Annotated in this window: 22 protein-coding genes and 1 tRNA gene; 13 read left to right on the top strand and 10 right to left on the bottom strand. The window is 67.3% G+C overall.

What is annotated here, in order from left to right; genetic code table 11:
* Window positions 1-38: 38 nt before the first annotated feature.
* The 4 genes from panC to cls all read left to right on the top strand — a co-directional run bounded on the left by panC (window position 39) and on the right by cls (window position 4,249).
* Window positions 39-911: a pantoate--beta-alanine ligase gene (panC, locus tag HNO83_RS12830; protein WP_175337911.1), complete on the top strand. Its 873-nt coding sequence runs from the start codon at window positions 39-41 to the stop codon at window positions 909-911.
* A gap of 53 nt (window positions 912-964) precedes the next feature.
* Window positions 965-2,494 carry a lysine--tRNA ligase gene (gene lysS / locus HNO83_RS12825; RefSeq protein ID WP_175337910.1) on the top strand — a complete coding sequence of 510 codons (1,530 nt, stop codon included), beginning with the start codon at window positions 965-967 and terminating at the stop codon, window positions 2,492-2,494.
* A 33-nt stretch (window positions 2,495-2,527) separates the two neighbouring features.
* Complete coding sequence (locus tag HNO83_RS12820) at window positions 2,528-2,701, top strand: hypothetical protein (protein WP_175337909.1); 174 nt, start codon at window positions 2,528-2,530, stop codon at window positions 2,699-2,701.
* Window positions 2,702-2,785: 84 nt separating this feature from the next.
* Window positions 2,786-4,249, top strand: coding sequence for a cardiolipin synthase (gene cls / locus HNO83_RS12815; protein WP_175337908.1), 1,464 nt, complete (start codon window positions 2,786-2,788; stop codon window positions 4,247-4,249).
* A 27-nt stretch (window positions 4,250-4,276) separates the two neighbouring features.
* Here the strand turns inward: cls and HNO83_RS12810 are convergent, their stop codons facing one another.
* The 3 genes from HNO83_RS12810 to HNO83_RS12800 form a co-directional block, all read right to left on the bottom strand.
* Window positions 4,277-4,690, bottom strand: a complete 414-nt coding sequence (locus tag HNO83_RS12810) for a type II toxin-antitoxin system VapC family toxin (RefSeq protein WP_175337907.1) — start codon at window positions 4,688-4,690, stop codon at window positions 4,277-4,279.
* On the bottom strand, window positions 4,687-4,965 hold the full coding sequence (locus HNO83_RS12805; protein ID WP_175337906.1) for a FitA-like ribbon-helix-helix domain-containing protein: 279 nt from the start codon (window positions 4,963-4,965) through the stop codon (window positions 4,687-4,689). The genes HNO83_RS12810 and HNO83_RS12805 overlap by 4 nt, the downstream gene beginning before the upstream one ends.
* A 151-nt stretch (window positions 4,966-5,116) precedes the next feature.
* Window positions 5,117-6,091 (bottom strand): pirin family protein, encoded by a 975-nt coding sequence (locus tag HNO83_RS12800; protein WP_175337905.1) that lies wholly within the window; start codon window positions 6,089-6,091, stop codon window positions 5,117-5,119.
* A gap of 56 nt (window positions 6,092-6,147) precedes the next feature.
* Between HNO83_RS12800 and HNO83_RS12795 the strand changes: the two genes are divergently transcribed.
* From HNO83_RS12795 to HNO83_RS12775, 5 genes are all read left to right on the top strand, one after another.
* Window positions 6,148-6,570 carry a hypothetical protein gene (locus tag HNO83_RS12795; protein ID WP_175337904.1) on the top strand — a complete coding sequence of 141 codons (423 nt, stop codon included), beginning with the start codon at window positions 6,148-6,150 and terminating at the stop codon, window positions 6,568-6,570.
* A 130-nt stretch (window positions 6,571-6,700) separates the two neighbouring features.
* On the top strand, window positions 6,701-9,223 hold the full coding sequence (locus HNO83_RS12790) for an ATP-dependent Clp protease ATP-binding subunit (protein ID WP_175337903.1): 2,523 nt from the start codon (window positions 6,701-6,703) through the stop codon (window positions 9,221-9,223).
* Between the two features lie 135 nt (window positions 9,224-9,358).
* The gene (locus HNO83_RS12785; RefSeq protein ID WP_175337902.1) at window positions 9,359-11,281 is read left to right on the top strand and encodes an alkyl/aryl-sulfatase; all 1,923 of its coding nucleotides are present in this window, start codon (window positions 9,359-9,361) and stop codon (window positions 11,279-11,281) included.
* A gap of 64 nt (window positions 11,282-11,345) precedes the next feature.
* On the top strand, window positions 11,346-11,864 hold the full coding sequence (locus HNO83_RS12780; protein WP_175337901.1) for an amino-acid N-acetyltransferase: 519 nt from the start codon (window positions 11,346-11,348) through the stop codon (window positions 11,862-11,864).
* Window positions 11,865-11,927: 63 nt separating this feature from the next.
* Window positions 11,928-12,560 carry a hypothetical protein gene (locus HNO83_RS12775; protein ID WP_175337900.1) on the top strand — a complete coding sequence of 211 codons (633 nt, stop codon included), beginning with the start codon at window positions 11,928-11,930 and terminating at the stop codon, window positions 12,558-12,560.
* On the opposite strand, the gene HNO83_RS12770 is transcribed toward HNO83_RS12775, so the two are convergent.
* Both HNO83_RS12770 and radA read right to left on the bottom strand, forming a co-directional pair.
* A complete protein-coding gene (locus tag HNO83_RS12770; RefSeq protein ID WP_175337899.1) occupies window positions 12,547-12,933 on the bottom strand; it encodes a YciI family protein in 387 nt (128 codons plus the stop codon). The genes HNO83_RS12775 and HNO83_RS12770 overlap by 14 nt on opposite strands.
* 69 nt (window positions 12,934-13,002) lie before the next feature.
* Complete coding sequence (radA, locus tag HNO83_RS12765; RefSeq protein WP_175337898.1) at window positions 13,003-14,364, bottom strand: DNA repair protein RadA; 1,362 nt, start codon at window positions 14,362-14,364, stop codon at window positions 13,003-13,005.
* 143 nt (window positions 14,365-14,507) lie between these two features.
* Here radA and HNO83_RS12760 point away from each other — a divergent pair, with 143 nt between their 5' ends.
* Window positions 14,508-15,434 (top strand): alpha/beta fold hydrolase, encoded by a 927-nt coding sequence (locus tag HNO83_RS12760; RefSeq protein ID WP_175337897.1) that lies wholly within the window; start codon window positions 14,508-14,510, stop codon window positions 15,432-15,434.
* On the opposite strand, the gene HNO83_RS12755 is transcribed toward HNO83_RS12760, so the two are convergent.
* The gene (locus tag HNO83_RS12755) at window positions 15,424-16,221 is read right to left on the bottom strand and encodes an SGNH/GDSL hydrolase family protein (protein ID WP_175337896.1); all 798 of its coding nucleotides are present in this window, start codon (window positions 16,219-16,221) and stop codon (window positions 15,424-15,426) included. The two genes, HNO83_RS12760 and HNO83_RS12755, sit on opposite strands and share 11 nt — an antisense overlap.
* Window positions 16,222-16,309: 88 nt before the next feature.
* Between HNO83_RS12755 and HNO83_RS12750 the strand changes: the two genes are divergently transcribed.
* A tRNA-Ser gene (locus tag HNO83_RS12750) sits at window positions 16,310-16,399 on the top strand.
* A gap of 1,785 nt (window positions 16,400-18,184) precedes the next feature.
* Here HNO83_RS12750 and HNO83_RS12745 read toward each other — a convergent pair.
* Window positions 18,185-19,285: a tyrosine-type recombinase/integrase gene (locus HNO83_RS12745; protein ID WP_175337895.1), complete on the bottom strand. Its 1,101-nt coding sequence runs from the start codon at window positions 19,283-19,285 to the stop codon at window positions 18,185-18,187.
* Window positions 19,286-19,423: 138 nt separating this feature from the next.
* On the opposite strand from HNO83_RS12745, the gene HNO83_RS12740 reads away from it, so the two are divergent.
* On the top strand, window positions 19,424-19,828 hold the full coding sequence (locus HNO83_RS12740) for a hypothetical protein (protein ID WP_175337894.1): 405 nt from the start codon (window positions 19,424-19,426) through the stop codon (window positions 19,826-19,828).
* 8 nt (window positions 19,829-19,836) lie between these two features.
* On the opposite strand, the gene HNO83_RS12735 is transcribed toward HNO83_RS12740, so the two are convergent.
* Both HNO83_RS12735 and HNO83_RS20625 read right to left on the bottom strand, forming a co-directional pair.
* Window positions 19,837-22,515, bottom strand: a complete 2,679-nt coding sequence (locus HNO83_RS12735; RefSeq protein ID WP_349627183.1) for an AAA family ATPase — start codon at window positions 22,513-22,515, stop codon at window positions 19,837-19,839.
* A 363-nt stretch (window positions 22,516-22,878) separates the two neighbouring features.
* Window positions 22,879-23,013, bottom strand: a complete 135-nt coding sequence (locus HNO83_RS20625; protein WP_283810099.1) for a hypothetical protein — start codon at window positions 23,011-23,013, stop codon at window positions 22,879-22,881.
* 558 nt (window positions 23,014-23,571) lie between these two features.
* On the opposite strand from HNO83_RS20625, the gene HNO83_RS20130 reads away from it, so the two are divergent.
* Window positions 23,572-24,456, top strand: a complete 885-nt coding sequence (locus HNO83_RS20130) for an HNH endonuclease (protein WP_217499018.1) — start codon at window positions 23,572-23,574, stop codon at window positions 24,454-24,456.
* Between the two features lie 399 nt (window positions 24,457-24,855).
* Here HNO83_RS20130 and HNO83_RS12725 read toward each other — a convergent pair whose 3' ends face one another.
* Window positions 24,856-25,596 carry a DUF4396 domain-containing protein gene (locus HNO83_RS12725; RefSeq protein WP_175337893.1) on the bottom strand — a complete coding sequence of 247 codons (741 nt, stop codon included), beginning with the start codon at window positions 25,594-25,596 and terminating at the stop codon, window positions 24,856-24,858.
* Between the last annotated feature and the right edge of the window lie 3 nt (window positions 25,597-25,599).

The following is a 25,599-nucleotide window of genomic DNA, read 5'->3' as shown; positions in this document are numbered from 1 at the left end:
TTGATCCGGCCGGTGGACGACCGGCCGGAAGGACGAGCATGCCAGAGATCATCACGACCATCGCCGAGCTGCGGGCGCGGATCGCCGGGGCACGGCGCACCGCGATGCAGGACGGCCCGGCGGACGCGCCCACCGGGCGCGTGGTGCTCGTGCCGACGATGGGCGCTCTCCACGAGGGTCATCTGCGCCTGGTGTCGCGCGCCCGGGATCTCGGCGGAGTGGTCGTCGTCTCGATCTTCGTCAACCCGCTGCAGTTCGGCCCGGGGGAGGACCTCGACCGCTACCCGCGCACCCTGGATGCCGACGTGGTCGCCCTGGAGGGGCTGGCCGACATCGTCTTCGCACCGACCGCGGCCGAGATGTATCCGGCCGGTCCGTCCGAGACGCGGGTGACTGCAGGCGAGTCGGGAACGCTTTTCGAGGGCGCCTCCCGGCCCGGACACTTCGACGGCGTGCTGACCGTGGTGACGAAGCTGTTCAACATCGTCCAGCCCGATGTGGCCGTTTTCGGGCAGAAGGACGCCCAGCAGGTCCACGTGATCGGCCGGATGGTCGAGGATCTCAACCTGCCCGTCACGATCGCCGTCGTCGACACCGTCCGGGAGGACGACGGTCTCGCGCTTTCGAGCCGCAACCGCTACCTCGGCGCCGACGACCGGCTTGCCGCGGTCACCCTGTCGGAGGCGCTCGCCGCCGGGGCGGATGCGGCCACCGACGGCGTCGCCGCCGCCCTCGCCGCGGCCCGCGCGCGCATCGAGGCGCAACCGGCGGTTAAGCTGGACTATCTCGCGATCGTCGACCCGGAGAGCTTCCGGGAGGCCTCGCCTGACCACCACGGTCCCGCTCTGATGCTGATCGCCGCCCGGGTCGGCACGACCCGCCTGATCGACAATCAGCGCCTCACGACGTGACCGGTAGCCGACCAGCCACGACCGCCCGCCCTCTTCGATAAGGAACGACAGCGATGACCGACGCGCAGACCACCGCGGCCGACCTCGAGCCCGCCGACGCCGGCGAGGAGGACGTCAGCGAGCAGAAGGCGGTACGGCTCAGCAAGCGCGAGCGCCTGATCGCGGAGGCGGCCGACGCGAGCGGCGGCGCATACCCGGTCCATGTGCCGGTGACCACGACGATCCCGGCCGTCCGTGCGAAGTGGGAGCACCTTCAGGCCGACGAGGCCTCCGGCGAGGTCGTCGGCATCGCCGGCCGCGTCGTCCACCTGCGGAACACGGGCAAGCTCTGCTTCGCCGTGCTGCAGGCGGGTGACGGCTCGCGCATCCAGGTCATGGTGTCGCTCGGCGAGGTCGGCCAGGAGTCGCTCGACGCCTGGAAGGAGCTCGTCGACCTCGGCGACCACGTGTTCGTCTCCGGCGAGGTGATCTCCAGCCGTCGCGGCGAGCTGTCGGTGATGGTGACCGAGTGGCGGATCGCCGCGAAGGCCCTGCTCCCGCTGCCCAACCTGCACAACGAGCTGAGCGAGGAGACCCGGGTGCGCGCCCGCTACCTCGACCTGATCGCGCGTGAGCAGGCACGCAAGACCGTGATCGACCGCGCGAAGGCGGTCGCGAGCCTGCGCAGCACGTTCGCCCAGCGCGAGTTCGTCGAGGTCGAGACGCCCATGCTGCAGGTGATGCACGGCGGTGCGTCGGCGCGCCCGTTCGTCACCCATTCCAACGCCTTCGACACCGAGCTGTACCTCCGCATCGCGCCCGAGCTGTACCTGAAGCGCGCGGTGGTCGGCGGCATCGACCGCGTGTTCGAGATCAACCGCAACTTCCGCAACGAGGGCGCCGACTCCACCCACTCGCCCGAGTTCGCGATGCTGGAGGCCTACCAGGCGTACGGCGACTACAACTCGATCGCCGACCTGACGCAGACCCTGATCCAGGATGCGGCCGTCGCGGTCTCCGGCTCGCATGTCGTCACCTGGGCCGATGGCACGGAGTACGACCTCGGCGGCCAGTGGGACCGCATCCGGATGTACGACAGCCTCTCGGACGCCATCGGCGAGGAGATCACGCCGGAGACGCCGATCGAGCGACTGCGCGAGCTCGCCGCGCTCGCGGGCATCGAGATCGAGCACCCGCTGGCGGGCAAGTACGTCGAAGAGCTGTGGGAGCACTACGTCAAGACCGACCTGGTGCGGCCGACGTTCGTGATGGACTTCCCGGTCGACACGAGCCCCCTGGTTCGTGCGCACCGCTCGCGTGAGGGCGTCGTCGAGAAGTGGGACCTGTACACGCGGGGCTTCGAGCTGGCCACGGGCTACTCGGAGCTCGTCGACCCCGTCGTGCAGCGCGAGCGCTTCGTCGAGCAGGCGAAGCTCGCGGCTGCGGGCGACAACGAGGCCATGCGCCTGGACGAGGAGTTCCTGCGGGCGCTCGAGTTCGGGATGCCGCCGACCGGTGGCATGGGGATGGGCATCGACCGTCTGCTCATGGCCCTCACCGGGCTCGGCATCCGCGAGACCATCCTCTTCCCGCTGGTCAAGTAGCCTCCCAGGCCGTGGCGCTACGATGAGGGCGATATGAACGACATCCTCGGTGGCCTCGTCTGGGCGCTCGCGCCGACCGTGCTGGTGGGCCTGCTGTTCTGGGCGATCATGCGCTTCATCGTGCGCGCCGACCGCAACGAGCGGAAGGCGTACAGCCGGCTGGAGGCGCAGGAGCGCGCCCGCCGCGGACTCGCCCCGAAGCCCTGATGTCTGCCGGGCACCGGTCGCACCCGATACGGTAGGCCTGGGGACGCGTCCGCGTCGCTCTGACTTCGCCGGAGGGACGTGTGCATGGAGACGGGATTCTGGGTCTCGATCTCCATCGGGGTCGCCCTGCTCGTCGACTTCATCATCCGCGTACTCGCGATCATCATCGTGCCGCGCAACCGCAAGCCCACCTCGGCGACCGCGTGGCTGCTGGCGATCTTCCTCATCCCCTATATCGGCATCCTGTTCTTCCTGCTCATCGGCAGTTATAAGCTCCCGAAGAGTCGGCGCAAGAAGCAGGAGGAGATCAACCGCTTCATCATCGAGAGCACCGAGGGCATCGAGCGGGTACGGCGCGACCACCCGTGGCCGCCGTGGCTGGAGGGCGTGGTCGAGCTCAACCGCAAGCTCGGCGCGATGCCGCTCGTCGGCGGCAACCGGGCGACCCTGAACGGCGACTACGTCGGCACGCTGAACGCCATGGCGGAGGAGATCGGCAAGGCGCGGAAGTACGTGCACGTCGAGTTCTACATCCTGTCGCTCGACAAGACGACGGGACCATTCTTCGACGCGCTCGAGGAGGCGGCGAAGCGCGGCGTGATCGTGCGCGTGCTGCTCGACCACATCGCGTCGCTGCGTACGCCCGACTACAAGCGCACCACGAAGCGCCTCACCGCGATGGGGGCGAAGTGGCAGCTCATGCTCCCCGTGCAGCCGTTCAAAGGCAAGTACCAGCGGCCGGACCTGCGCAACCACCGCAAGCTGCTGATCGTCGACGGCCGTGTCGCCTTCATGGGGTCGCAGAACATCATCGACCGCAGCTACAACAAGAAGTCGAACATCCGGCGCGGGCTCAAGTGGAAGGAGCTCATCGTGCGGCTGGAGGGCCCGATCGTCGCCGGCCTCAACGCGATCTTCATCACCGACTGGTACAGCGAGACCGACGAGCTGCTGCAGCGCGAGACCGAGCCGATCACCGACGAGATCGACCCGAACGAACTGGACGCCCAGGTCGTGCCCTCGGGTCCGGGGTTCGCGGGCGAGAACAACCTTCGCCTGTTCCTGGCCCTGCTCTATTACGCGCAGGAGCGCATCGTCATCACCTCGCCCTACTTCGTGCCGGACGACGCCATGCTCATGGCGATCACCTCCGCCGTGCAGCGCGGCATCTCGGTCGACCTGTTCGTCTCGGAGATCGGCGACCAGGCGCTCGTCTATCACGCGCAGCGGTCGTACTACGAGGCGCTGCTGCGTTCGGGCGTGCGGATCTGGATGTACAAGGCGCCCTACATCCTGCACGCCAAGCACTTCACCATCGACGACGATGTGGCCGTCATCGGCTCGAGCAACATGGACATGCGCTCGTTCCAGCTCAACATGGAGGTCTCGCTCATGGTGCGCGGCCGCTCCTTCGTCGACGAGATGCGCAAGGTGGAGGACGGCTACCGTCGCGACAGCCGCGAGCTCACCCTCGAGGAATGGATGAAGCAGCCGCTGCGCTCCACCGTGCTCGACAACCTGGCCCGCTTGACCTCCGCGCTCCAGTAGCCGGCTCGTGTCGGCGGCCATGGCCGGTCACGCCGCTGCCAGTTCGCGGACCAGACGCACGTCGCACCACGGTCGCGCGGCTTCCGCGAGACGTTCGTCGGCGGTGAGGAGCGGAAGCTCCAGCACGTGCGCGAGCGCGACGTACATGGCGTCGTACGCGCTGAGGTTCTCCCGCCATCGCCAGGCGTACTCCCAGAGCGGTTCGTGCTCCATGCGCATGATGTCGAGCCGGTAGAACCCCATGACGAAGCGCTCGTAGTCGTCCGGTCGCCCTCGCTCGCGCATCGCGTGCCGCCGCACCGTGCTCAGGAACTCCGGATCGAGCAGGTGCGGCGCCACGAGGATGCACTCCTCAAGCTCGGGATGTTCGTGAAAGACGGCCGGGCCGCCTGCATCGAGAAGATCGACCACGGCACTGCAATCCACCACGGCGGATCTCATCGGTTGTCGCGATCTTCGTGGAGCGAGGCGACGATCTCGTCGGTGCTCATGCCCAACGGTCGCCAGGGCTCGGTCGGAACGGAGGGTCGCTCACGGGTGGAGCGGCTCGCGGAGGACACCTCGTTCCAGCGCTCGTCGATGCGCAGCTTCTCGGCGATGCGCGTCAACTCGCGACGCAGGTACTCGGAGTACGACAGGCCCTTGGCCGCCGCCGCTTCCTTCAGTCGGTCGTTGACCGCCGGATCCAGATCTCTGACTTGCACGGTGACTCCCATGTGATTGATTGTACAAAGGTGTGCATGCGAAAGCAACGGTTTTGCATGCATGTACCAAGTGTGCCGGGTCGGGGCATCGCAGAGGAGTCGTGCGGGGAAAGTTGTGGAGAACCGGCGTGACCCGGTGGCTGTGGACGGGAACGGAGACGGGTCAGCCGCGGGGGCGTAGGCGCACCGTGGGGAGCTCCGGTGCGGGCAGGGGGGCTCCGTCGTAGCCCTCGACCGTGCCGAAACGCCCATGCGGCTCGGCGCCGGCGATCACCTCGCCCTGCCAATCGGCGCGGAACGCCACGATCTCGTCGTGACTGCGGCCGATGAAGTTCCACCACATCACGATCTGCTCGCCGAGCGGCTCCCCACCCAGCAGCACGATGCGCGCGGGCGTCGCGGCCGCGACCGTGACCCGGGGGCGGCCCGGAGACAGGTACGCCAGGTGCGAGAGGGGTACTGCGACACCGTTCACCGTCACCTCGCCCGTGTCGACCAGGATGCCGTGCTCGAACACCGCATCCAACGGCACCTCGATCGTCGCCCCGGCCGGGATGACCAGCTCCGCCCCGACGAGCGGCGAGAACACAGTGGCCGCCGTGCCGCTCCCCGCCAGCGACCCGACGAAGGTGCGCACGATGGCGGCCCCGATGCTGCCGGCGACGGGGGTGTAGTGCTCGAAGAACGGAGCGACGTCGCGGGACGACTCCGGCAGTGCCACCCAGAGCTGGACGCCGTGCAGCCGCCGCGTGCCCGGCGTCGAGACCTCGGAATGGCTGATCCCGCGGCCGGCCGTCATCAGGTTCAGCTCGCCCGGCCGTACCAGGGCGTGGCTGCCGACGCTGTCGCGGTGGTCGATCTCGCCCTCGAACAGCCAGCTCACCGTCTGCAGGCCCGTGTGCGGGTGCGGCGGCACGCGCATGCCGCCGGTCGCGTCCACGTCGTCCGGACCGTAATGGTCGACGAAGCACCAGCCTCCGATGAGCGACCGGCGGCGCTGCGGCAGCGTGCGGCGCACGGTCATCGCGCGCGGCCCGCCGAGCGGGACATCCCGCGGCTCCAGCAGCTCGACGTCGGCGTCGTCGAGGACGGCGGTGCCCGCCACGAGCTCCGCCGGATCGCGTTCGAGGTTGCTCATAGCGGCATCCTAGGCGCGCACGGCCCGCTCCGAGACGCGCTCCCTAGAATGGGCGCGTGCCCCGGACCGCCTCCCGTCTCCTCCCCGCTGTCGCGGCCTTCGCCGCGGTCGCCGCCCTCGCCGGCTGCACCTCGGCGCCGGGGCGGCCGGTCGAGGACTACGCGGGCGAGCCGAAGGGCGTGGAAGCCCCGGCCAGCAGCGCGGGCGGATCGTCGTGGGCGGTCTGGATGGAAGACGGCACGCGCCTCGCGATCGTGCTCTACGGCTCCTCCACCTGCCCGCCGAAGGTCGACCACATCCGCTCCTCCGGCCCCACGAAGATCACGGCGACCCTCGCTCCTGCGCCCGGCGGCATCTGCACGCACGACTACGTGCCGTACACGACGGTCTTCGCCACCCCGGACGGCACGTCCAAGACGGCGGAGGTGGGCGTCGAACTGCCCGACCAGACCCTCACGCTGCCCGCCCGGCAGGGTTGAGCGCCGCCGAACCCTGGCGTCCTCTGAGACCCGTCACGCCCACGGCGAACAGGGCCGCGGGACGGGGGAACCGGTGGTTACTCTCTTTGTATCGACGCCGAACCTGCCCGGAGTCGTACGAGGAGTAGACATGTTCGAGAGATTCACCGACCGAGCCCGCCGTGTGGTCGTCCTGGCCCAGGAAGAGGCCAAGATGCTGAACCACAACTACATCGGGACGGAGCACATCCTGCTCGGCCTGATCCACGAGGGCGAGGGCGTCGCCGCCAAGGCCCTCGAGTCGCTCGGCATCTCGCTCGACGCGGTGCGCGAGCAGGTCCAGGACATCATCGGCCAGGGCCAGCAGCAGCCGACCGGCCACATCCCCTTCACGCCGCGCGCGAAGAAGGTGCTCGAGCTCAGCCTCCGCGAGGCCCTCCAGCTCGGCCACAACTACATCGGCACCGAGCACATCCTGCTCGGCCTCATCCGCGAGGGCGAGGGCGTCGCCGCCCAGGTGCTCGTGAAGCTGGGCGCCGACCTCAACCGCGTCCGCCAGCAGGTCATCCAGCTCCTCTCGGGTTACCAGGGCAAGGAGCAGGTCCAGGTCGGCGGCAACGATCAGACCACCGCGCAGGCCGGTAGCCAGATCCTCGACCAGTTCGGCCGCAACCTCACGCAGGCCGCGCGCGACAACAAGCTCGACCCCGTGATCGGACGCGAGAAGGAGATCGAGCGCGTCATGCAGATCCTGTCGCGCCGCTCCAAGAACAACCCCGTGCTGATCGGCGAGCCCGGCGTCGGCAAGACCGCCGTCGTCGAGGGACTCGCGCAGGCGATCGTCCGCGGCGACGTTCCGGAGACGCTGAAGGACAAGCAGCTCTATACGCTCGACCTCGGCTCGCTCATCGCCGGTTCCCGCTACCGCGGCGACTTCGAGGAGCGCCTGAAGAAGGTCACGAAGGAGATCCGCACCCGCGGCGACATCATCACCTTCATCGACGAGATCCACACCCTCGTCGGAGCAGGTGCTGCAGAGGGCGCGATCGACGCGGCCTCGATTCTCAAGCCGCTGCTCGCCCGCGGCGAGTTGCAGACGATCGGCGCCACGACCCTCGACGAGTACCGCAAGCACTTCGAGAAGGACGCTGCGCTCGAGCGCCGGTTCCAGCCCATCCAGGTCGCGGAGCCCTCGCTGCCCCACGCGATCAACATCCTGAAGGGCCTGCGCGACCGCTACGAGGCGCACCACAAGGTGTCCATCACCGACGGTGCGATCGTCGCGGCGGCGAACCTGGCCGACCGCTACATCCAGGACCGCTTCCTCCCGGACAAGGCCATCGACCTGATCGACGAGGCCGGCGCGCGACTCCGCCTGTCGATCCTGTCGGCGCCGCCGGAGCTGCGCGAGTTCGACGACAAGATCGCCGCCGTGCGCTCCCAGAAGGAGGCCGCGATCGAGGACCAGGACTTCGAGAAGGCCGCGAGCCTGCGCGACGAGGAGAAGAACCTCCTCGGCGAGCGGCTGCGCCTCGAGAAGCAGTGGCGCTCGGGCGAGGTCAAGACCACCGCCGAGGTGGATGAGGGCCTCATCGCCGAGGTGCTGGCCCAGGCGACCGGCATCCCGGTGTTCAAGCTCACCGAGGAGGAGTCGGCTCGACTCGTCTACATGGAGAAGGCGCTGCACGAGCGCGTCATCGGCCAGGAGGAGGCCATCGCGGCCCTGTCCAAGACGATCCGCCGCACCCGCGCCGGACTGAAGGATCCGAAGCGTCCCTCCGGCTCGTTCATCTTCGCCGGCCCCACGGGGGTCGGTAAGACCGAGCTGGCGAAGGCGCTCGCCGAGTTCCTGTTCGACGACGAGTCGGCCATGATCTCCCTCGACATGTCGGAGTACGGCGAGAAGCACACCGTCTCCCGCCTGTTCGGCGCCCCTCCCGGGTTCGTCGGCTTCGAGGAGGGCGGCCAGCTGACCGAGAAGGTCCGCCGCAAGCCGTTCAGCGTCGTGCTGTTCGACGAGATCGAGAAGGCGCACCCCGACATCTTCAACTCGCTGCTCCAGATCCTGGAGGAGGGACGTCTGACGGACGGTCAGGGTCGCGTGGTCGACTTCAAGAACACCGTGATCATCATGACCACGAACCTCGGGACGAAGGACATCTCCGGCGGCCCCGTCGGCTTCCAGATCGAGGGCGACCCGACGACCGGCTACGACCGGATGCGCGGCAAGGTGTACGAGGAGCTGAAGAAGAACTTCAAGCCCGAGTTCCTGAACCGTGTCGACGAGATCATCGTGTTCCCGCAGCTCAGCAAGCCGGAGCTGCTGCAGATCGTCGACCTGTTCATCAAGCGCCTGTCGAACCGCCTGCTCGACCGCGACATGACCATCGAGCTGACCGTCCCGGCGAAGGAGCGGCTGATCGAGGTCGGGTTCGACCCGACACTCGGCGCCCGCCCGCTCCGCCGCGCGGTGCAGCACGAGATCGAGGACCGGCTGAGCGAGAAGATCCTGCACGGCGAGCTGAACGCGGGCGACCACGTCCACGTCGACTTCGCCGACGGCGACTTCGTGTTCACGACGACGGCTCGCAAGGAGCCGATCGGTGCCGGCATCAACGCCGCCGCCGCGATCGGGACCGGGCCTGCCACGCCGGATCTCGCCGCGAACGACTGACGCACGCCTCATCGGAACGGCCGGTGCCCGCTCGGGCACCGGCCGTTCCGCGTTTTCCGGTACTCCCCGCGCCGCCAGCGGCCCGCTAGCCTGACGGCGAGATCGCGCCAGGGCGGCCGCGGAGAGGGGACCACGATGTCGGATGCGAACGACACGATGCCGAAGGACGCGACGGAGCACACCCGCGCGGCGAACCGGGCGGCGCGCGACATGCTGCCGCTGGGCGACCGGCGCGACTACGACGATGCAGCGCGCGGGTTCGTCGGCGCACCGGCCGATCCGCTGATCCGCCGGGCCGACGGCACGCCCGTGCTCGATCTGACGTCCCACGACTTCGTCGATGCCTCGGAGGAGGCGCCCGATACCGTGCATCCCAGCCTCTGGCGGCACGCCCAGGTGAACAACCATCACGGGCTGTTCGAGGTCGCCGAGGGCGTCTACCAGCTGCGCGGGATCGACCTGGCGAACATCACGATCGTCGAGGGCGAGACCGGGATCATCGTCATCGACCCGCTGAGCTTCGCGGAGACCGCCCGCGCGGCGCTCGCCCTGTACCGCGAGCACCGCGGCGACCGGCCCGTGACCGGCCTCGTCTACACGCACAGCCACGTCGACCACTTCAGCGGATCTCGCGCCATCCTGGAGGACGCGCACGGCGGCGACTTCCCGGTCATCGCGCCGGAGGGTTTCCTGTACGAGGCCGCGGCCGAGAACGTCTACGCGGGCACGGCGATGACCCGCCGCGCGCTGTACATGTACGGCCCGCTCCTGGCACCGGGCCCGCGCGGCCAGGTGGATGCCGGGCTCGCCAACACGCTCGGCGCGGGCGGGAGCGCCACCCTGGTGCCGCCGACCGACCTGATCCGCGAGACGGGGGAGAGCCGGACCGTCGACGGGGTCGAGATGACGTTCCAGATGGCGCCGGGAACCGAGGCGCCCGCCGAGTTCCTCATCCACTTCCCGGCGCTCCGCCTGCTGTGTGTGGCGGAGGACGCCAACCACCTGATGCACAACCTGTACACCCTGCGCGGCGCGCAGGTGCGGGATGCGGCCACCTGGTGGAAGACCCTCAACCAGACGATCGGGCTGTTCGGCGGGGAGACCGACGTGCTGGTCGGTCAGCACGGCTGGCCGCGCTGGGGAACCGCGGACATCCGCGAGTACCTGGCGAACCAGCGCGACCTGTACAAGTTCATTCACGACGAGACGCTGCGGCTCGCGAACCGCGGGCTGACGATGACGGAGATCGCGGAGGAGCTGCGGCTGCCCCCGGGCCTCGACCGCGAGTGGTACAGCCACGGCTACTACGGCTCGCTCAGCCACAACGCGAAAGCCGTCTATCAGCGGTACCTCGGCTGGTACGACTCGCATCCCGCGCACCTGAACCAGCTTCCGCCGGCCGAAGCGGGGCCACGCTACGTCGAGTACATGGGCGGGGCGGACGCCGTGGTCGAGAAGGCGCGCGCGGCCTACGACGCCGGCGACTACCGCTGGGTGGCCGAGGTGCTCACGCACGTCGTCTTCGCGGACCCGGCGAACCGGGCGGCCGCGCTGCTGCAGGCGGACGCGTTCGAGCAGCTCGGGTACCAGTGCGAGAACCCGACCTGGCGCAACGAGTACCTCATGGGGGCGCTGGAGCTGCGCAACGGCGTCAGGAACCTCGGCGATATCCAGCTGGCGACCCCGGACGTCTTCGCCGCCATGTCGCCGGAGATGATCCTCGACTTCGCCGGCATCAAGCTCGACGCCGGCCGCACCGGCGACGAGCCGTTCGCCCTGGGCTGGACGGTCACCGACGCCGAGCGCGGACCGGCGGCTTTCCTGCTGGAGGTTCGGAACGGCGTGCTCGTGTACACACGCGACGCGTCGCTCGACGGGACGGTGGCGCGGGTGTCGTCGAGCAAGGCGGCGCTGGCCGCGGCCCTGTTCGGCGGCCGGCCCCTCGACGACCTCGTCGGCTTGGGCGAAGCACGCGTGGAGGGCGACCGCGCGGCGGTGGACCGGCTGTTCGGGATGCTGGACGACTTCCCGCTGTGGTTCCCGATCGTGCAGCCGTGAAGTGTCCACGGGCCTGAGCCGCGTGCGGTCCGGGGCGGCTCCCGCCCCTCGGTAGGCTGGAACGGTGAGCGGTGACAGCGGGCCAGGGTTCAGCATCCGGAGGGCGCGGACGAGTGACGTGCCCCGCATCCAGCAGCTGGTGGAGCCGCTGGTGCAGCGGCGCATCCTGCTCGGCAAGGAGATGGTCACTCTCTACGAGGCGGTGCAGGAGTTCAGGGTCGCGCAGAACGCCGACGGCGAGCTGATCGGCTGCGGCGCGCTGCACGTGATGTGGAGCGACCTCGGCGAGGTGCGCACGCTCGCCGTGGCGGACGACTGGCTGGGCCGCGGCGTCGGCCGGGCGCTGCTCGGGCGGCTGGAGTCGGACGCCCGGGAGCTCGGGCTGGACCGACTGTTCTGCCTGACGTTCGAGGTCGGCTTCTTCGGGCGCAACGGTTTCGAGGACATGGGGGAGGCGACCGTCGATCCCGCCCTGTACGCGGAGCTGCTGCGCTCCCACGACGAGGGCGTCGCCGAGTTCCTGGATCTGGCCCGGGTGAAGCCCAACACGCTCGGCAACACCCGCATGATCAAGCACCTCTGAGCATGCCCTGACGGCCGGGCGCGCCTGCCGGGCGTGTCCGGGGGCCCTGGCTATAGTGCGGGCATGTCGACGTTCAAGAACCCGGTCGGCCCGCAGCCGAGCAGCGTCTACTGGCGTCGTCGGCTCATCGTCCTCATCGGACTGGTCGCCGTCGTCGTCGTCATCGTCCTCATCGTGGTGCGCCCCGGTTCCGCCGGCGGCGAGCCCGCGAAGAAGCGGCCCGTGCCCGCCTCGACAAGCACGCCGGCCGCCGCGACGAGCATCCCGACCAGCAGCGCGAGCGCCGACGGTAAGCCGTGCGCGCCGGGCGACGTGAAGGTGGAGGCCGTCACGGACAAGGACGTCTACGCCGCGGGCGAGCTGCCGCAGCTCTCGGTGGCGCTGACGAACACCGGGTCGGCGGCCTGCACGATCGACGCCGGGACCGCTAAGCAGGCCTTCACGATCACGAGTGGTTCGGAGGTGTACTGGAAGTCGACGGACTGCCAGACCGACAAGGTGGATGCCGAGGTGCTGCTGCAGCCCGGCAAGACCATCTCGTCGCAGGCGCCGATCACCTGGGACCGTACGCGCTCCGACCCGTCGACCTGCCAGGCGCAGCGGCCGCAGGTCCCCGCCGGCGGCGCCTCGTATCACCTGGAGACGAGCGTCTCCGACGTGAAGAGCTCGCAGACGAAGCAGTTCATCCTGCAGTGACGTCGGCGGCGGGTGCGGTGGCCGCAGCCGCCGTGTCGGCCTCCCGGAGGTAGGCGCCGGCGACCTCACGGACCTCGACGCCGGAGCCGTGCCGCATCGCCGGGTTCTGGCGCGCGAGCGCGAGTGCGGCCTCCCGGTCGCTCGCCTCGACGATGCCGATGCCGGCGATCAGCTCCTTGCTCTCGGTGTACGGGCCGTCGGTCTCGCCGTCGGCGCGGAGGGAACGGGCCGTTGCGGGCGGGGTGAGCGCGTAGGCGGCGACGAGCGCCCCCGCGCGGATGAGGTCGTCGGAGTGCCGGTCGTGCTCGGCGAGCTCGGCGGCGTCGTGCTCGGCGCTCGGGTCGAAGTGGATGAGGATGGCGTAGAGCGGCATCGGGTGTCCTTCCGTATTCGGTTCGTATCCGTGCGTCGAACGGCCGGGCCCGGATTCGACACGCACTCGTCAGAACGCGGCGTCGAGCTCCCGTTCGCGATCCGTCGATGCGGCGGTGAAGGCGAGTCGGAGGGCCTCGCGGATGGACTCGCTGCGCTCGTCGACCCGCGTCGAGAAGCCGAGCCGGGCCGCCTCTGCGGTGCGCTGCTTGCCGCTGACCACGGAACGGACCTCGCCGGCCAGGCTGATCTCTCCGAAGGCCGCCAGGGTGTGCGGGATGGCGCGGTCGGTCGCCGCGGAGGCGATCGCGAGCGCGATGGCCAGGTCGGCGCCGGGCTCGTTGAGCCGCACGCCGCCCACGGTGGAGACGTACACGTCTTTGTCGCCGAGACGGATGCCCGCCCGGCGCTCGAGGACTGCGAGCAGCATGGCGACGCGGGAGCCGTCGACGCCGTTGGTCACCCGGCGCGGGTTGGGCGCCGTCGTGCCGACGACGAGCGCCTGCACCTCGACCGGCAGCGGGCGCCGGCCCTCCATGGCCACCGTCACGCAAGTGCCGGACACGGGCGTCGTGTTGCGGCTGAGGAAGAGGCCGCTCGGGTCGGGCACCTCGGCGATGCCGTCTCCGGTCATCTCGAAGCAGCCCACCTCGTCGGTCGGGCCGAAGCGGTTCTTGAGGGCCCGGACGAAGCGCAGGGCCGTCTGGCGGTCGCCCTCGAACTGGCAGACCACATCCACCAGGTGTTCGAGCAGCCGGGGGCCGGCGATCGAGCCGTCTTTCGTGACGTGGCCGACGATGACGATGGGCAGGTCGCGCTCTTTGGCGACCCGGATGAGCGTGCTGGCGACCTCCCGCACCTGGCTCGGGCCGCCCGCGATGCCCTCGGTGGACCCGCTGGAGACGGTCTGGACGGAGTCCACGATCACCAGCGCCGGCTCGACCGCGTCGATCTGCGCGACGATGGTGGCGAGGTCGGTCTCGGAGGCGAGGTAGAGCGAATCGTGCACGGCGCCGGTGCGCTCGGCGCGCATGCGCACCTGGCTCACCGATTCCTCCGCGCTGACGTAGAGCACGCGGTTGCGCGCGCGGGCGGCACGGGAGGCCACCTCGAGCAGCAGCGTCGACTTGCCGACGCCCGGCTCGCCGCTCAGCAGGATGGCCGCACCAGGGACGATGCCGCCGCCGAGCACTCGGTCGAACTCCCCGATGCCGCTCGGCCGCCGGTCGACGCCGTCCGCGCGGATGTCGGTGATCGCGCGGGCTTCGCGGCCGGCGGCGATGGTCACCGGCTTGAGGGCGCGGAGCACACCCGTGGGCTGCGCCTGCTCGGCGAGCGTGCCCCACGCGTCGCACTCCGAGCACCGGCCCACCCACTTCGCGGTCGACCAGCCGCATTCGGAACAGCGATAGTTGACGGACGCCTTGGCCACGGCACCTCCCCTCCTCGATCGGGCTCAACACTACGGGCAGCCACCGTCATCGGAGGGAGGATCGCGGAGCCTGTGGAGATCGCCGGCGGACGACCGCCTGTGGGCACTTCTGCGTGTCGCCCGTCGCGGGCACAATGGGCCGCATGGCTGACCGCACGTTCACTCTCCGTTCCGGCCGCGTCGTCGGACTCACCGCCTTCGGCGACCCCGACGCCGAGCGGCTGGTGGTGTTCTGCCACCCCGCCCCCGGCTCGTCGATGTTCGACCCCGACCCGGACGCCTCAGCCGAACGCAGCGCCCACATCGTCGCGCTCGACCGCCCGGGCTACGGGTCGAGCGAGCCCTGGCCGACGGGTGCCTGGCCGAGCATCGCGCGGGCCGCCGACGACATCGCCGAGTACGTGCGCTCCGTCGTGGTGGCCGAGTCGGTGATCGGCGTCAGCCGCCCGCGCACCATCGGAGCCGTCGGCTGGTCCGCCGGCGGCCGTGTCGCCCTCGCACTCGCCGCCCGGCATCCCCAGCTGGTGGACCGGGTCGCCATCGTCGGCACTCCGGCGCCGAACGAGGCCGTCCCGTGGATCGAGCCCCAGCTGCAGGCGATGTCGGACCGGCTGGCCGCGATGGAGCCGGACGCCGCGCGGGCGCAGCTGAGCGGGATGCTGCAGCCGCAGGCCGACGCGGTGGCGGCCGCCTCGGAGCCGGGGGACGTGCCGCTCGATCTGCTCGGCGTCGGCGCCGTCGACCAGCAGGTGCTGACGCGTCCGGGGCTGCACGACCGGCTCGGGCGGATGCTGCAGGATGCGTTCCGCCAGGGCTCCGTCGGCGTGGCGGACGACATCCTGAGCTACACCGCGCGCCCGTGGGGCTTCGACCTCGCCGACGTGGCGGCGAAGACGCTGGTGATCGCGGGCCAGGCGGATGCCGTCGCCGGTCACGCGCACGCCGCCTGGTATCAGCGCTCGCTGCCGGACGCGCGGATGGAGATGGTCCCCGGCGTCGGTCATTTGGCCGTCGCGCCGATGTGGGGCCGCATCCTGTCGCACGTGGCCCCGGCGGGCGTCACGCGCTGAGCGGCTCCGCCGTCCTCTCGGTCGTGACGCCGGTGCGCGGGTAGAGCTCGCGGGCCCGCGCGGTGACGGCCGGCAGGAACGCCGACGCCCACACCCGGTAGCCGTGGTCGTTGGGGTGGAAGAGGTCTTCCGCGAACTGCGTGAATGCGCCGCGGATCCCCTGCCGCCGCATGGTCGCGTGCAGCGGTGCGACCTGCAGGCCGCGCGCGGCGGCCTCCTCGCGCAGGATGCGGTTTGCTTCGGCGACGAGCCGCTCGTTCCAGGGGAGGTAGAAGTACGGGAGGTCGGCCACGATCGCGTGGTCGGGCACCGCGGCGAACACGGCCCGGATTCCCGCCCGGAACCGCTCCGGGTCGAACGCTGCGATGTCGTTCGCACCGATCGAGACGGTGACGATGTCGGGCTGGAGCGCCGTGAACCTTGGCAGCTGGTCGGCCACCGCGAGGGCGACCGTCGCACCGGAGACGGACAGGTTGTCCACGCGGACGGTGCGCCCGGTGACCGCGCGCAGGTGGTCGGCGATGACTCCGACGTAACTGTTCTTGGGCGCCGTGGCCCCGATCCCCTGCGCCGCACTGTCGCCGATGGCCACATAGAGCAGCTCGCCCGGGTCTTTGGCGGCATCCCGCCACCACTTCGAGTGCACCGGCAGCATCTCGTTGAGCCGCACCCGCCCCTCGGCCACGGATGCGCGCTTGGCCTGCACCCGCTGCCACCCGACCGCCGCCAGCAGCGCGCCGGCCGCCAGACCGGCGAGGGCGGACAGGACGCGGGGGAGAGCCTTCATGCGACGAACAGTACCCCGGGCCACCGACCCGCGGACGCCCACCCCCCCCGATTGGAGACGACCGCCCGAATCGCGTACGATAGTCCGCGGTACCGTGTCCGAGCGGCCGAAGGTGCAACTCTCGAAAAGTTGTGTGGGTGAAAGCCCACCGTGGGTTCAAATCCCACCGGTACCGCCACGTGCAAGCCCCCGCGATCCCAGTGTTTACAAGGGATCCGGGGGTTTTCGCTTTCCCTGAAGCGGCCGCTTGACTACATTTTGACTACATCCGCGGAAGCCGAATGCGGTTGAATTCAGCGTTGACGGGGCGCGCTAGCCTGTCGGTTAGTAAGCAACCGCTTCAGATTGGATTAGCCACGACTGATCAACCAACGTCAGACTCCGCGGTAGCGGCGCCTCAGATTACGGACGAGTTGAAAACGGCCGGCGCGACTCTGTTGCTAGCCATCATTGACTGGCAGGCATGGTCCCACCGAAAAGTTGAATCGCTTGATTTTTATGAAGGAAGGCGGGGCCGGCGGCGGGTGTCGATCGACTGCACACCACTCAACCTTCGCTGGCGCGATCCTCGCGTCCAAGAAAGCTTCCAACCGTCCGAAGCCATAGCCGTTCCACTTACGATGATGGGAAAGGCCCCACTCCGACAGCTCGACGTGCGAGACGCAGGCGGAGTCGCCATCCCGGTTCTCGGGGCATCGTCGAACGGGTTGCTTGCGGCGTCTGCCCTCTTGAATCTCTTGATCCTCGCCGTTGGCGTAGATGCTGCTGAGTTGGCGTGGCCGCGAGTGTGGAAGGTCGCTACGGGAGGAGAATCGGAGGCTCTGGCTGAGGCAGAGACCATCTGCGAAGAATTCAACCTGGACCTCTTTGCTACTCAGCAGTTCCGTGACCTGGCGTCGAACTTCATTCTCACGGCGCTTCTTCCGGCGAGCGCCGCTGGCGTTCGAACTGTAATCAAGTACGCCTACCACTGGGATGTCGACCCGATGCCCGCTGCGCCGCTTCCGCTCGGGCGTCGAGTTCAGGTCTGGCTCAAGTCGACGGCGGCCGGATTGGGACTCGCGTCGCTATCTGTTGATGTCGATCTCAACTCAGCGGACTCGTCAAGCAGTTATCACTTGGAGTGCACCGCTCCGAACGGGATCTCTTGTTCGGAAGTGCGCCTTCCAACCGACTCTTCCGGAAGCGAGCCCGTTGACCCGGCAAGTGGACCCGTCGGCCACGTGAAAGGTCGGTTTGACTTTGGGCACCGGGGAGACGATGAACCAGCTCGCGTTTCCTTCGTGATGGAGCCGGGTGGCGCTCTTTCGCGAGCCGCTCTATTTTCGGCACTAACCGCAGCGTTCCTATTTTTCCTGATACTGGTGCCGGGTGTCCCGGGTGCATTTAGTAAGGATCCTGGGTCAGCTCTTTCCCTACTACTTTTCTTGCCGGCCGTATTGCTTGCGCTTAACGCGAAGGGGACGGAAAACGTGTTCGTCTCTCGGTTCTTGCGACCCTCCCGAATAATCTCCGCTGCGCTATCCGCGGTGTATGCGGTCAGCGGTGGGCTCCTCGTCGCCAAGGCCAGCGAAGAAGCTGTTGTGGCATGGTGGCGGTTCGGATTATTCTGCGCAGTCATCGCGTTGATATTAACTGCGGGTGGGCTTTACGGCTTGCGTGTCAGGAGGAGGGTCTAGCATGAGCGGCATGGAGAGCTCCGCACGTAGAAGTGATCGCACGCCTCCGGCATTTGTAATCCGGTCCGCCGAAGGGCGTCGCACCGGCGCAAAGAGCGCGGCTGAAGAGCGCGCATACGAGAGCCAACGAAACGAAGTCCTTCGGCAGATTCGTGGTGGACGGTCCGCGGGCGCGCGGTAGCATCCCACGTGGCGAAGGTCGGGATCGAGGTGGAAGCCGCTTCAGCTCTTAGCGTCTCGCGGAACGCGTAGACATCGGTCGCCGCCGAGACCCCAAGGGCGACTCACTTTCTCGCCTTCGCGCGTGCCATATCAAGAGCAATGGCTACGGCATCCAAGTCGTCATCGAACAGGTCAGCATACGTGTCGAGAGTCATGGAGGCAGACGAATGGCCGAGCATACGTTGAACAGCTTTGACATTGGCGCCGGCGCTGATGGCGAGGCTTGCGGCGGTGTGTCTAAGGTCATGGATTGTGACGCGCGGGAAGCTGTCATCGGCGGCCTGCGATCGCGCGATCGCAGACACGTACCAGCCCCGACGTCGATCGGGTTGGTGCAGGTGACGGTCCCCATCGCCGAAGAGCAGTTGGGATGGGGTCTTGTTCGCGGTGGCGGTCGCCAATAGCGGTACGAGGAACGGCGGGAACGGGACGCTTCGGGATTCGCCGGTCTTCGGAGTTCCGATATGGATGGTGCCCGAGACTTCCACCGCGTTCTGATGAACGTCAATTCGACGGCGATCCAGGTCAACATCGCGTACGTGTAACGCTGTCGCTTCGCCCCAGCGCAGCCCGGTGTAGGCGAGGAATAGGACCATGGTCCGGTGCTTCTTCGCACTGTCCGCGAGGAGCTCGACTTGCGCGTGGCTGAGGTACTTATGCTTCCCCTTCAGCTTTCGAGGAAGGTTGACGCCGCGCGCCGGGTTCGACGGGATTCGGCGATCCATCACGGCGGTGTCGAGAATGCCAGCAAGAACACCGTAGGCGCGTAGGACAGTTGTCGCCGAGCGCGGTTTATCATCGCCCTTAGTGAAGGCGGTGACCCAGTTCTGGACCTCCGAATGGCGGATTTCCCCCACCCGTCGGCTTCCCCATTTCGGTTCTACGTGGAGTCGCCAGGCGATCTGGACAGGGCGGAGTGACGAGGGCTTCAGATGGTGCTGATTGGCCAGCCACTCAGCACCGAGGGTGCTGATCGTCGACTGCGACGCTCGAGGGTCCATGAACTCGCCTCGAGCCTTGGCGACTTCAACGGATGCGAGGAAGAGTTCGGCGTCTCGCTTCGTTCGAAATCCGCGCTTTCCCGTGAGCGCGTGCTCGGGCGTTCTGTACTGGACGCGATAGCGCTTGCCGCCTCCTGCCTCGTACGCGTGAATGCTCCCCATAGCTCAGCTCCAATCGCCGATCGTGGCGTTGCGCCTCGATGACGTGAGTAGCGTCAGGCTACGCGCGAGCGCTGACATCCTGTCTTCCGGACGCACCTCCCAAGTAGCAAGGACAGCAGTCTCGGGCAGACTGGTCTTGTGGAACGACAGCCTCCGAAGCCGAAACCGTGGGGAGTTTCGGACGATGAAGCAATCGAACTGTGCCGCGACTGGATGATCTACCTCGGCGCAGCGGACACAGTCGTGGCGTCTGGAGCTGCGGTTCAGGCTTGTGACCTCTACAGTGCGGGCTATCTGGCGTGGGTCGAAAACAAAACAGGGAACGTGGAGATCGGTCTGGTTGAGCATGCGGCGGCCGTCGTCGCTGCTGACGGTCGTCGAGCGTTGATCTTCGCTCGTCGCGGCGTGATTCCCGCCGCGCGCGTGAGGGCCGACGAGCTTGGAATCGCCATCTTCGGCTTCGACCCTCAAGGTGGGACGCTGGATGGCGTCAACCTGCTTGGCCGCGAGCTGTTCGCAATGGCTCACGCCCGGCAGGATTAGCGGCTTGATCATTTGAGACCGACCGATGCGATTTCACGATCGGGCGCTGCGATGATCGGGCCGCCGGACGGTTGGGCAGCCTGCATGAATTCGGTCTGCGCTGCAGCTCTCGACTTCTCCATCGTCTCTTCCAGTGGCTGGCGTTGCATCATCTCTACCAGCTGAGAACTCGCGGAGTCCTCGGTAGGAGCGACTAGTACGGCGGCGTTGTGTTGCTTCCCGCGAGTGAGGCCGACGTAAAGGCCAGCAGCGTCGACACCTGGACCAACGAGGGCACGATCGGTCGTCTCGCCTTGGACGCCGTAGACCGTCGTGGCGTACGCGAGATGGATGTGCGATGCGGCGTAGTTGAGACTGACTTTCCTTAAATCGGTCGTGTCGGTGCTCGCTGCCAGGATCGCATGGTCGTTGCCGATGGTTTTGACGATCCAATTCTGACGGTTCTGCACATCCGCAGCAGTGTCGTTGCGGCGGGTCTGGACAACGTCACCGACGAAGATTGCCTGGCCTGATTGTCCTGAAAGTGCACGCCCGGGGCGAACGTCCCCGGACTCGATCCGTCGGCGTTGGATGGCTTCGCTGATCTCCTGGGCTTCGGCGTGCGTTGCCGTGACTAGCGCGATCGTCTCGCGATCGCGTGTGGCGTCGAACCATCCTTCGACCATCGCCTCGCGAGCAGCAAGATCGCTATCGGTCAGAACGACATGATCAGTTCGAACGAGGTCTTCGGCGACCTTGCGCATCGCATCCTTGCCACGTGGGTCCCGGAGCCGAAGCGCGATATCCGCCCAGACCAGGTCGCTAAAGCGATGGGTAGTCGCGAGCTCCACCCGATCTGGCGAGCGGCGCCAAAATAGAGCCATGGCCCCCGAGTGCCCGACTGGCAGGGCTTGTTGCTGATCACCGACGAGAGCGACGCCCACGCCAGTGTCACGTAGGACATCGAGCAGCGCCGACGCGGCCTCGAGGTCGAGCATGCCGGCCTCGTCGACAACGATGCGATCCCCGGGGCGGATGCTGATTTGGGGGCCGAGATACGTTCCGCCAGAGGCCTGGTCCAGCTCGCCGATCGAGAGCCGCCGCCACTCGGTTGCGCCCGACGCGGTGGCCGCCCAGCGCCATCCGTAGTCGTAAAGGAACTGGTGGAGGGACGACGAACCGCTCATCGTTTCACGTCCGGCGACGGCTGAGGCTTTCTTGGTTGGCGCGACGATGATCATGTTGTGCCCACGCCGCCGCAGAGCAGCGCCCGCAACCTTGAGCATCGTGGTCTTACCTGTGCCGGCCGGTCCGGAGATAACGACGCTGCGAGATGTGCCGCCGATCCCTGCCGCGCCGGCGAGCTGGCCGTCATCGAGCGTCCGATCGGGCTCGATCATGTGAGCGATCGCAGCGACCTCCTCTGTGTCGAGGATCTGTCCGGGTGCGGAGAACGCGTCGACCTTTTGAGCGAGGGTGGCCTTCAACGTGGCGGTGGAGACCGCCATCAGATGCTTGATGTGCTTCGGCGCATCCGGCTCCGAGATCAGTGTCACCGTCTGCGAGTGCGCAACAACGTCCTCGGCCAGCTTCGCGAGCATGTCCCTGTCGGCGACAACGCCGGCAGTTGCGATCGCTCGGAGAGCGCCGGCACGCACATCCATCACGCTGAAGCGACCACCGCTACCGGTCGAGCGGGCGTCCGCGTCGACGACTGCCTTGGCGGCCAGCAAATCGAGGTCGAGATCCTGGACGGCGACAGAAGGCAGCGGCGCGGGCGAACGCTGTGTTCCGAGCGCCGGGTCGGCGGCAAAGAGTTCTTCGCGGACGAGCGCGGCCCAGCCGTCCTCATCCAGCTCGCCAGGCTTGTTTGGGCGGGCAACAGCCCACGCCCAATGGTCGATCTGGCTGAGCACATCGTGAGACGGCTCCTGTCCGGGGTGCTGTTGCTTCCACCACGCAGTGCGGGCGATCTTGTTGGCCTCGATCTGCGCGGACCGCTTCGATAACGGCCGCACCAGGTGCTGCAACTGGGTGATCTCCCCGTCCTCGTTGAGGGTGAAACCTTTGGCAGCGAGAGCTCGGATCCAGGCTGGGTCGGTGCGGGAGGCAAGATCACCCTCGGCGTTGATCACGTTCTGGAACCGCAACGCCACCCGGGTGTCGATGTTGGACCACTTGCCATCCACACCTTGGACTTTGACATTCAGCCAGAGGTGGCGGTGCTTGTGCGGGTCCAACGATCGGGAGCGTTCGTGGCGGAGTTCGACGACCTCGATCCGGGCCAGGTTCTCCCGGATGGATCCGCCTTTGCCGCGGCGGGCGTTCAGCTCGGACTGCCAGAGCTTAATGATTCGGTCGCGGAGGCGGTCTTGGAGGTCTTCGTATGCGGCGGCCAACTCGGGGTCGAGCATCGTGACGATCGAGAACGACTTGGGCGCGTTGATGGTCGCATCCAGGATCAGGTCCGCGAAGGGAGACTCGAGGTCGCGTCCGCGGCGGTCACCGGTTAGGGGGTCGAGGCCGTCGGCCCAGTCCTTGAGCTGGTCGCGGGTGAGTAGGTTGTCGCGGATAGCACCGTTCTCGACGATGTAGCGGGTCATGAGAGCGTCGGCGTAGCCGGCGGCCGCGATCACACCGTCGGCGGTTTTGGCGGTGAGGGTGGCGTCACAGACGCCACTGAAGGCGTAGTTCGCCGCTTGCTTCACCCCGTGGGACTGCTGTCCCCGCTTCCACCTAGCTACTCCGCCTCGCACGTGGACTCACTTCTCTTCTCGTCAGGTCGTGGTCCGGGCTCCTTCCGGGAGCTCAGATTTCTCCTCTCACTTAGTACTTCCGGTTTGCTACCGGTGCTGGCGCGCTCTGAGCGCGCACCGAGGTCTTTCCGGCAGGTCGCGCCCTTCCGGACCGGCCGAGAACACCTGATCCGGCACGCCACCGGTCCGGTCGGCGAGCTGCCCTGCGGTGCGGCACCCGAATCGAACGCCCCCATACCTACACGTTGTGTTTCCCAGCCGGTTTTGACGCGCAAATCGGAAATCCGTTGGGCCCAGGCCCAACGGCAAAGACCGCTACCGGGTTCCTCCGAGTCGGGTCAGATTGACGAATGGCACGCAGGCTGTCTCCGCGGTGAGGGCGGCGAACCAGCCGATAGGGGTGTGCGGGTCGGCGGCGATCGCCCACCCCTCCCACACGTACTGGCTCACGGTCTCTACGCATTCCCTCTTCTCTGCGGTAGTCGGGTTCGAGGACCCTTCGATGCCTACGAGTCCGCCTTGCAGTTCTGGGGCAATGTTTCTGGTGTCGATGATGAATAGCCGCATCTCGCTCACTCCCAAGGTCAATCGTTTTTGAGTGCCTTCCGGCGAGTGATCGAGAGCGAGTGGGAGGTGCGCAGTGCCGGGACCGTGGAGTACCGGACTGGAGCGAAGCGGAGGGAGGATACGCCGCGAAAGCCCGGCACGGAGCACCGGGAGGAAGCTACGATCGGGCGGCGGAAAGGACCTCAAACCTCAACAGGGACAGCGCCGCGCGCGGCGGCCTCGACTAGAGTCACGTGCGGTCTACTGGCCTGCTATCCGGATCCACGGCATCGAAGCCGACCCACCGAACGGTGTCCGAGAGGGCGCTCTGATCGTGGATCGAGACTCGGTGTGATCCACCCAGATTGGGGAGTTCAGTATTGCTGTTATGGCCGACAGACTGCGAACGGACCGTGAAACGTAGACTCGAAGGTAGACCCGCGCGTGCTTGTTGGACCCCCGTTGCCAGATGCGCTGTCTGAAGCGATCACCGCCGACCCCTCCTTCATCGGTTCCGCGCCCTTCATCCCAGTTGCGCTCCTTGTAGTTGGTCTCGTTCTAGTCGGCGCCATCGTGTGGGCGGTAATCGCCATTCGACGAGGGCGGATCGTCCGCGCAGCGAGCTCGGCGATCAAGGCACTGGAAGGGCTCAACAATGCATATCGGCCGCACTTCCAGAAGCACCCGGCGGTTCGAAAAGACTTCTCCGCGCGGGTCGACTCGAAAGCCAAATACGACCGATTCGATCTCAGTAGCTACTTGAGCCGAACCGTGCTCGACAACGAGCAGTGGTTCGAGCAGGCAATCGGCCTGCGGGCATCTCCAATTCAGAACTACAAGTCTTACCAGCACGACTTCGAGCTCATCGAACATCTCGAGCTCGGCAAGAGCAGCGACCCCCGGCTCAGTCCCGAGCAATTCGCCGCGATCGAGCGACGGCTGCTGCATCGGCGAAAACTCGCATGTCCGACGCCCAAGGCCAGGATCACCTCTACTGTGCGGTACACGAGCCCCAAGGGTAAGAACTCGTACGCGCGGACCATCACCTGGGACTTTGGACAGTTGCAGCAAGGACTCTCCGCAGCTCAAGCCGAGCGAGCGCGACAGTCAACTGCGCAATTCCTTCGCGATCGTGAACGGAAGCTGATGACGGTAGGGGTCCGGACCAAGGTGATGAGGCGCGATAACTTCAGGTGCCAAATGTGCGGCGCATCCCAGTCGGAGGGAGTCACTCTCCACGTAGATCACATCCTTCCGGTTAGTCACGGTGGCCTCACAGTTCTCGAAAACTTGCAGACCCTGTGTGCGGACTGCAACCTCGGCAAGGGCAACTCGTTCGTAGGCTAAGGCGCCCGCTCTGGCGGGGTTTTAGATTTCGGGTTGGCACGTCAAGCGCATGAAGATTCGACGCGGCGTTGCTGACCAAACGGCCAGCAGCTCGGGTCCGGGAGAGTGCACGAGACGACGCTCCGCTAAGCCCTCACTGCATAAGTGCCTACGTGCATCGTCTATCTCTTGTCTCTCCTGTTGCTCTTGCCCTGGCCTCTCTTGTCTCCTCGTGTCAGTTCTTCTCTCTTGGGCTGGCTCTCTCATTTCGTTGTCTGTCGATATTTGGTTCTTCTCTCTCGTCGGCCTCCCACACCTCTCGGTCGATGCCCTTTGCGCCTGCGATGACGCGATCCCCTCAATGTTTGACCTCTCCCAGGCCAATGCCGATCGTGATTGACGTTTGGAGTGCCCTCGGCCTTACATCCGCTCTTTGATGCCCACTCGAATGAGCAGCCAATTGACCGGGTACGCCGTTACGAATCCCAGCAGCATCGCCCATTGCATTGCGAACCAGAACTCGGGCGAGTTGACCGGGGCGCGGCCGCCGAAGAGTGCGGGGAACAGAACGAGCTGGATCAGCGCCATCGCCCCGTACATACCGACCTGCCAGGAGGTGATGGAGGCGGCGTCGGCTTTGAGCGCTTCGATCAGGCCTTTGCCGAGTCCGAGCCCGCGCATGGGGGCGATGGCGAAGTACTGGAAGATGATGCCGAGTCCGAAGGCGAGGATGAAGTCGAGGATCCAGACGGCGAACATTTTGTCCTGGAAGAGCCAACCCCAGCCGAACGCGACGGCGACGGCTGGGATGAGGAAGGCGACCCACTCCGCGATGAGGTCCCCGAGCGCGCAGCCGGCCCCGCAGTGGTTGGTACCGGTGCCGACGGCCACCGCCATGGGCGTCTCCGCATCGTCCGCATTCTGTGAAGGTGCGGGTGTGCGTCCCCAGCGGAGGTAGCCGCCGAGCCAGAGGAATCCTCCGAACAGCATGGAGACGGGCCAGACGACGTTCATCACGGCCATCTTCTGCGGTCGTCGGATCACATCGACGGCGACGCCGATGGTGCAGGCGATGCCGATCCCGAGGGAAGTCCAGGCGAGGACGTTGAGCCAGGTGGGGAAATCGCCCAGGGCAGGCGTTATCGCGTGGGGAGGCGTCATGCC

The sequence above is a fragment of the Leifsonia sp. C5G2 genome (genome assembly GCF_013359685.1).
Taxonomy (GTDB): Bacteria; Actinomycetota; Actinomycetes; order Actinomycetales; family Microbacteriaceae; genus Leifsonia.
Note: the sequence above shows the minus strand (reverse complement) of the source record. Positions and strands in the feature narration are given on the sequence as shown.

What these genes read in the sequence shown, in the direction of transcription:
- panC (WP_175337911.1), top strand. Translation starts at nt 39, where the DNA reads ATGCCAGAGATCATCACGACCATCGCCGAGCTGCGGGCGCGGATCGCC.
- lysS (WP_175337910.1), top strand. Translation starts at nt 965, where the DNA reads ATGACCGACGCGCAGACCACCGCGGCCGACCTCGAGCCCGCCGACGCC.
- HNO83_RS12820 (WP_175337909.1), top strand. Translation starts at nt 2,528, where the DNA reads ATGAACGACATCCTCGGTGGCCTCGTCTGGGCGCTCGCGCCGACCGTG.
- cls (WP_175337908.1), top strand. Translation starts at nt 2,786, where the DNA reads ATGGAGACGGGATTCTGGGTCTCGATCTCCATCGGGGTCGCCCTGCTC.
- HNO83_RS12810 (WP_175337907.1), bottom strand. Translation starts at nt 4,690, where the DNA reads ATGAGATCCGCCGTGGTGGATTGCAGTGCCGTGGTCGATCTTCTCGAT.
- HNO83_RS12805 (WP_175337906.1), bottom strand. Translation starts at nt 4,965, where the DNA reads ATGGGAGTCACCGTGCAAGTCAGAGATCTGGATCCGGCGGTCAACGAC.
- HNO83_RS12800 (WP_175337905.1), bottom strand. Translation starts at nt 6,091, where the DNA reads ATGAGCAACCTCGAACGCGATCCGGCGGAGCTCGTGGCGGGCACCGCC.
- HNO83_RS12790 (WP_175337903.1), top strand. Translation starts at nt 6,701, where the DNA reads ATGTTCGAGAGATTCACCGACCGAGCCCGCCGTGTGGTCGTCCTGGCC.
- HNO83_RS12785 (WP_175337902.1), top strand. Translation starts at nt 9,359, where the DNA reads ATGTCGGATGCGAACGACACGATGCCGAAGGACGCGACGGAGCACACC.
- HNO83_RS12775 (WP_175337900.1), top strand. Translation starts at nt 11,928, where the DNA reads ATGTCGACGTTCAAGAACCCGGTCGGCCCGCAGCCGAGCAGCGTCTAC.
- HNO83_RS12770 (WP_175337899.1), bottom strand. Translation starts at nt 12,933, where the DNA reads ATGCCGCTCTACGCCATCCTCATCCACTTCGACCCGAGCGCCGAGCAC.
- HNO83_RS12760 (WP_175337897.1), top strand. Translation starts at nt 14,508, where the DNA reads ATGGCTGACCGCACGTTCACTCTCCGTTCCGGCCGCGTCGTCGGACTC.
- HNO83_RS12755 (WP_175337896.1), bottom strand. Translation starts at nt 16,221, where the DNA reads ATGAAGGCTCTCCCCCGCGTCCTGTCCGCCCTCGCCGGTCTGGCGGCC.
- HNO83_RS12745 (WP_175337895.1), bottom strand. Translation starts at nt 19,285, where the DNA reads ATGGGGAGCATTCACGCGTACGAGGCAGGAGGCGGCAAGCGCTATCGC.
- HNO83_RS12725 (WP_175337893.1), bottom strand. Translation starts at nt 25,596, where the DNA reads ATGACGCCTCCCCACGCGATAACGCCTGCCCTGGGCGATTTCCCCACC.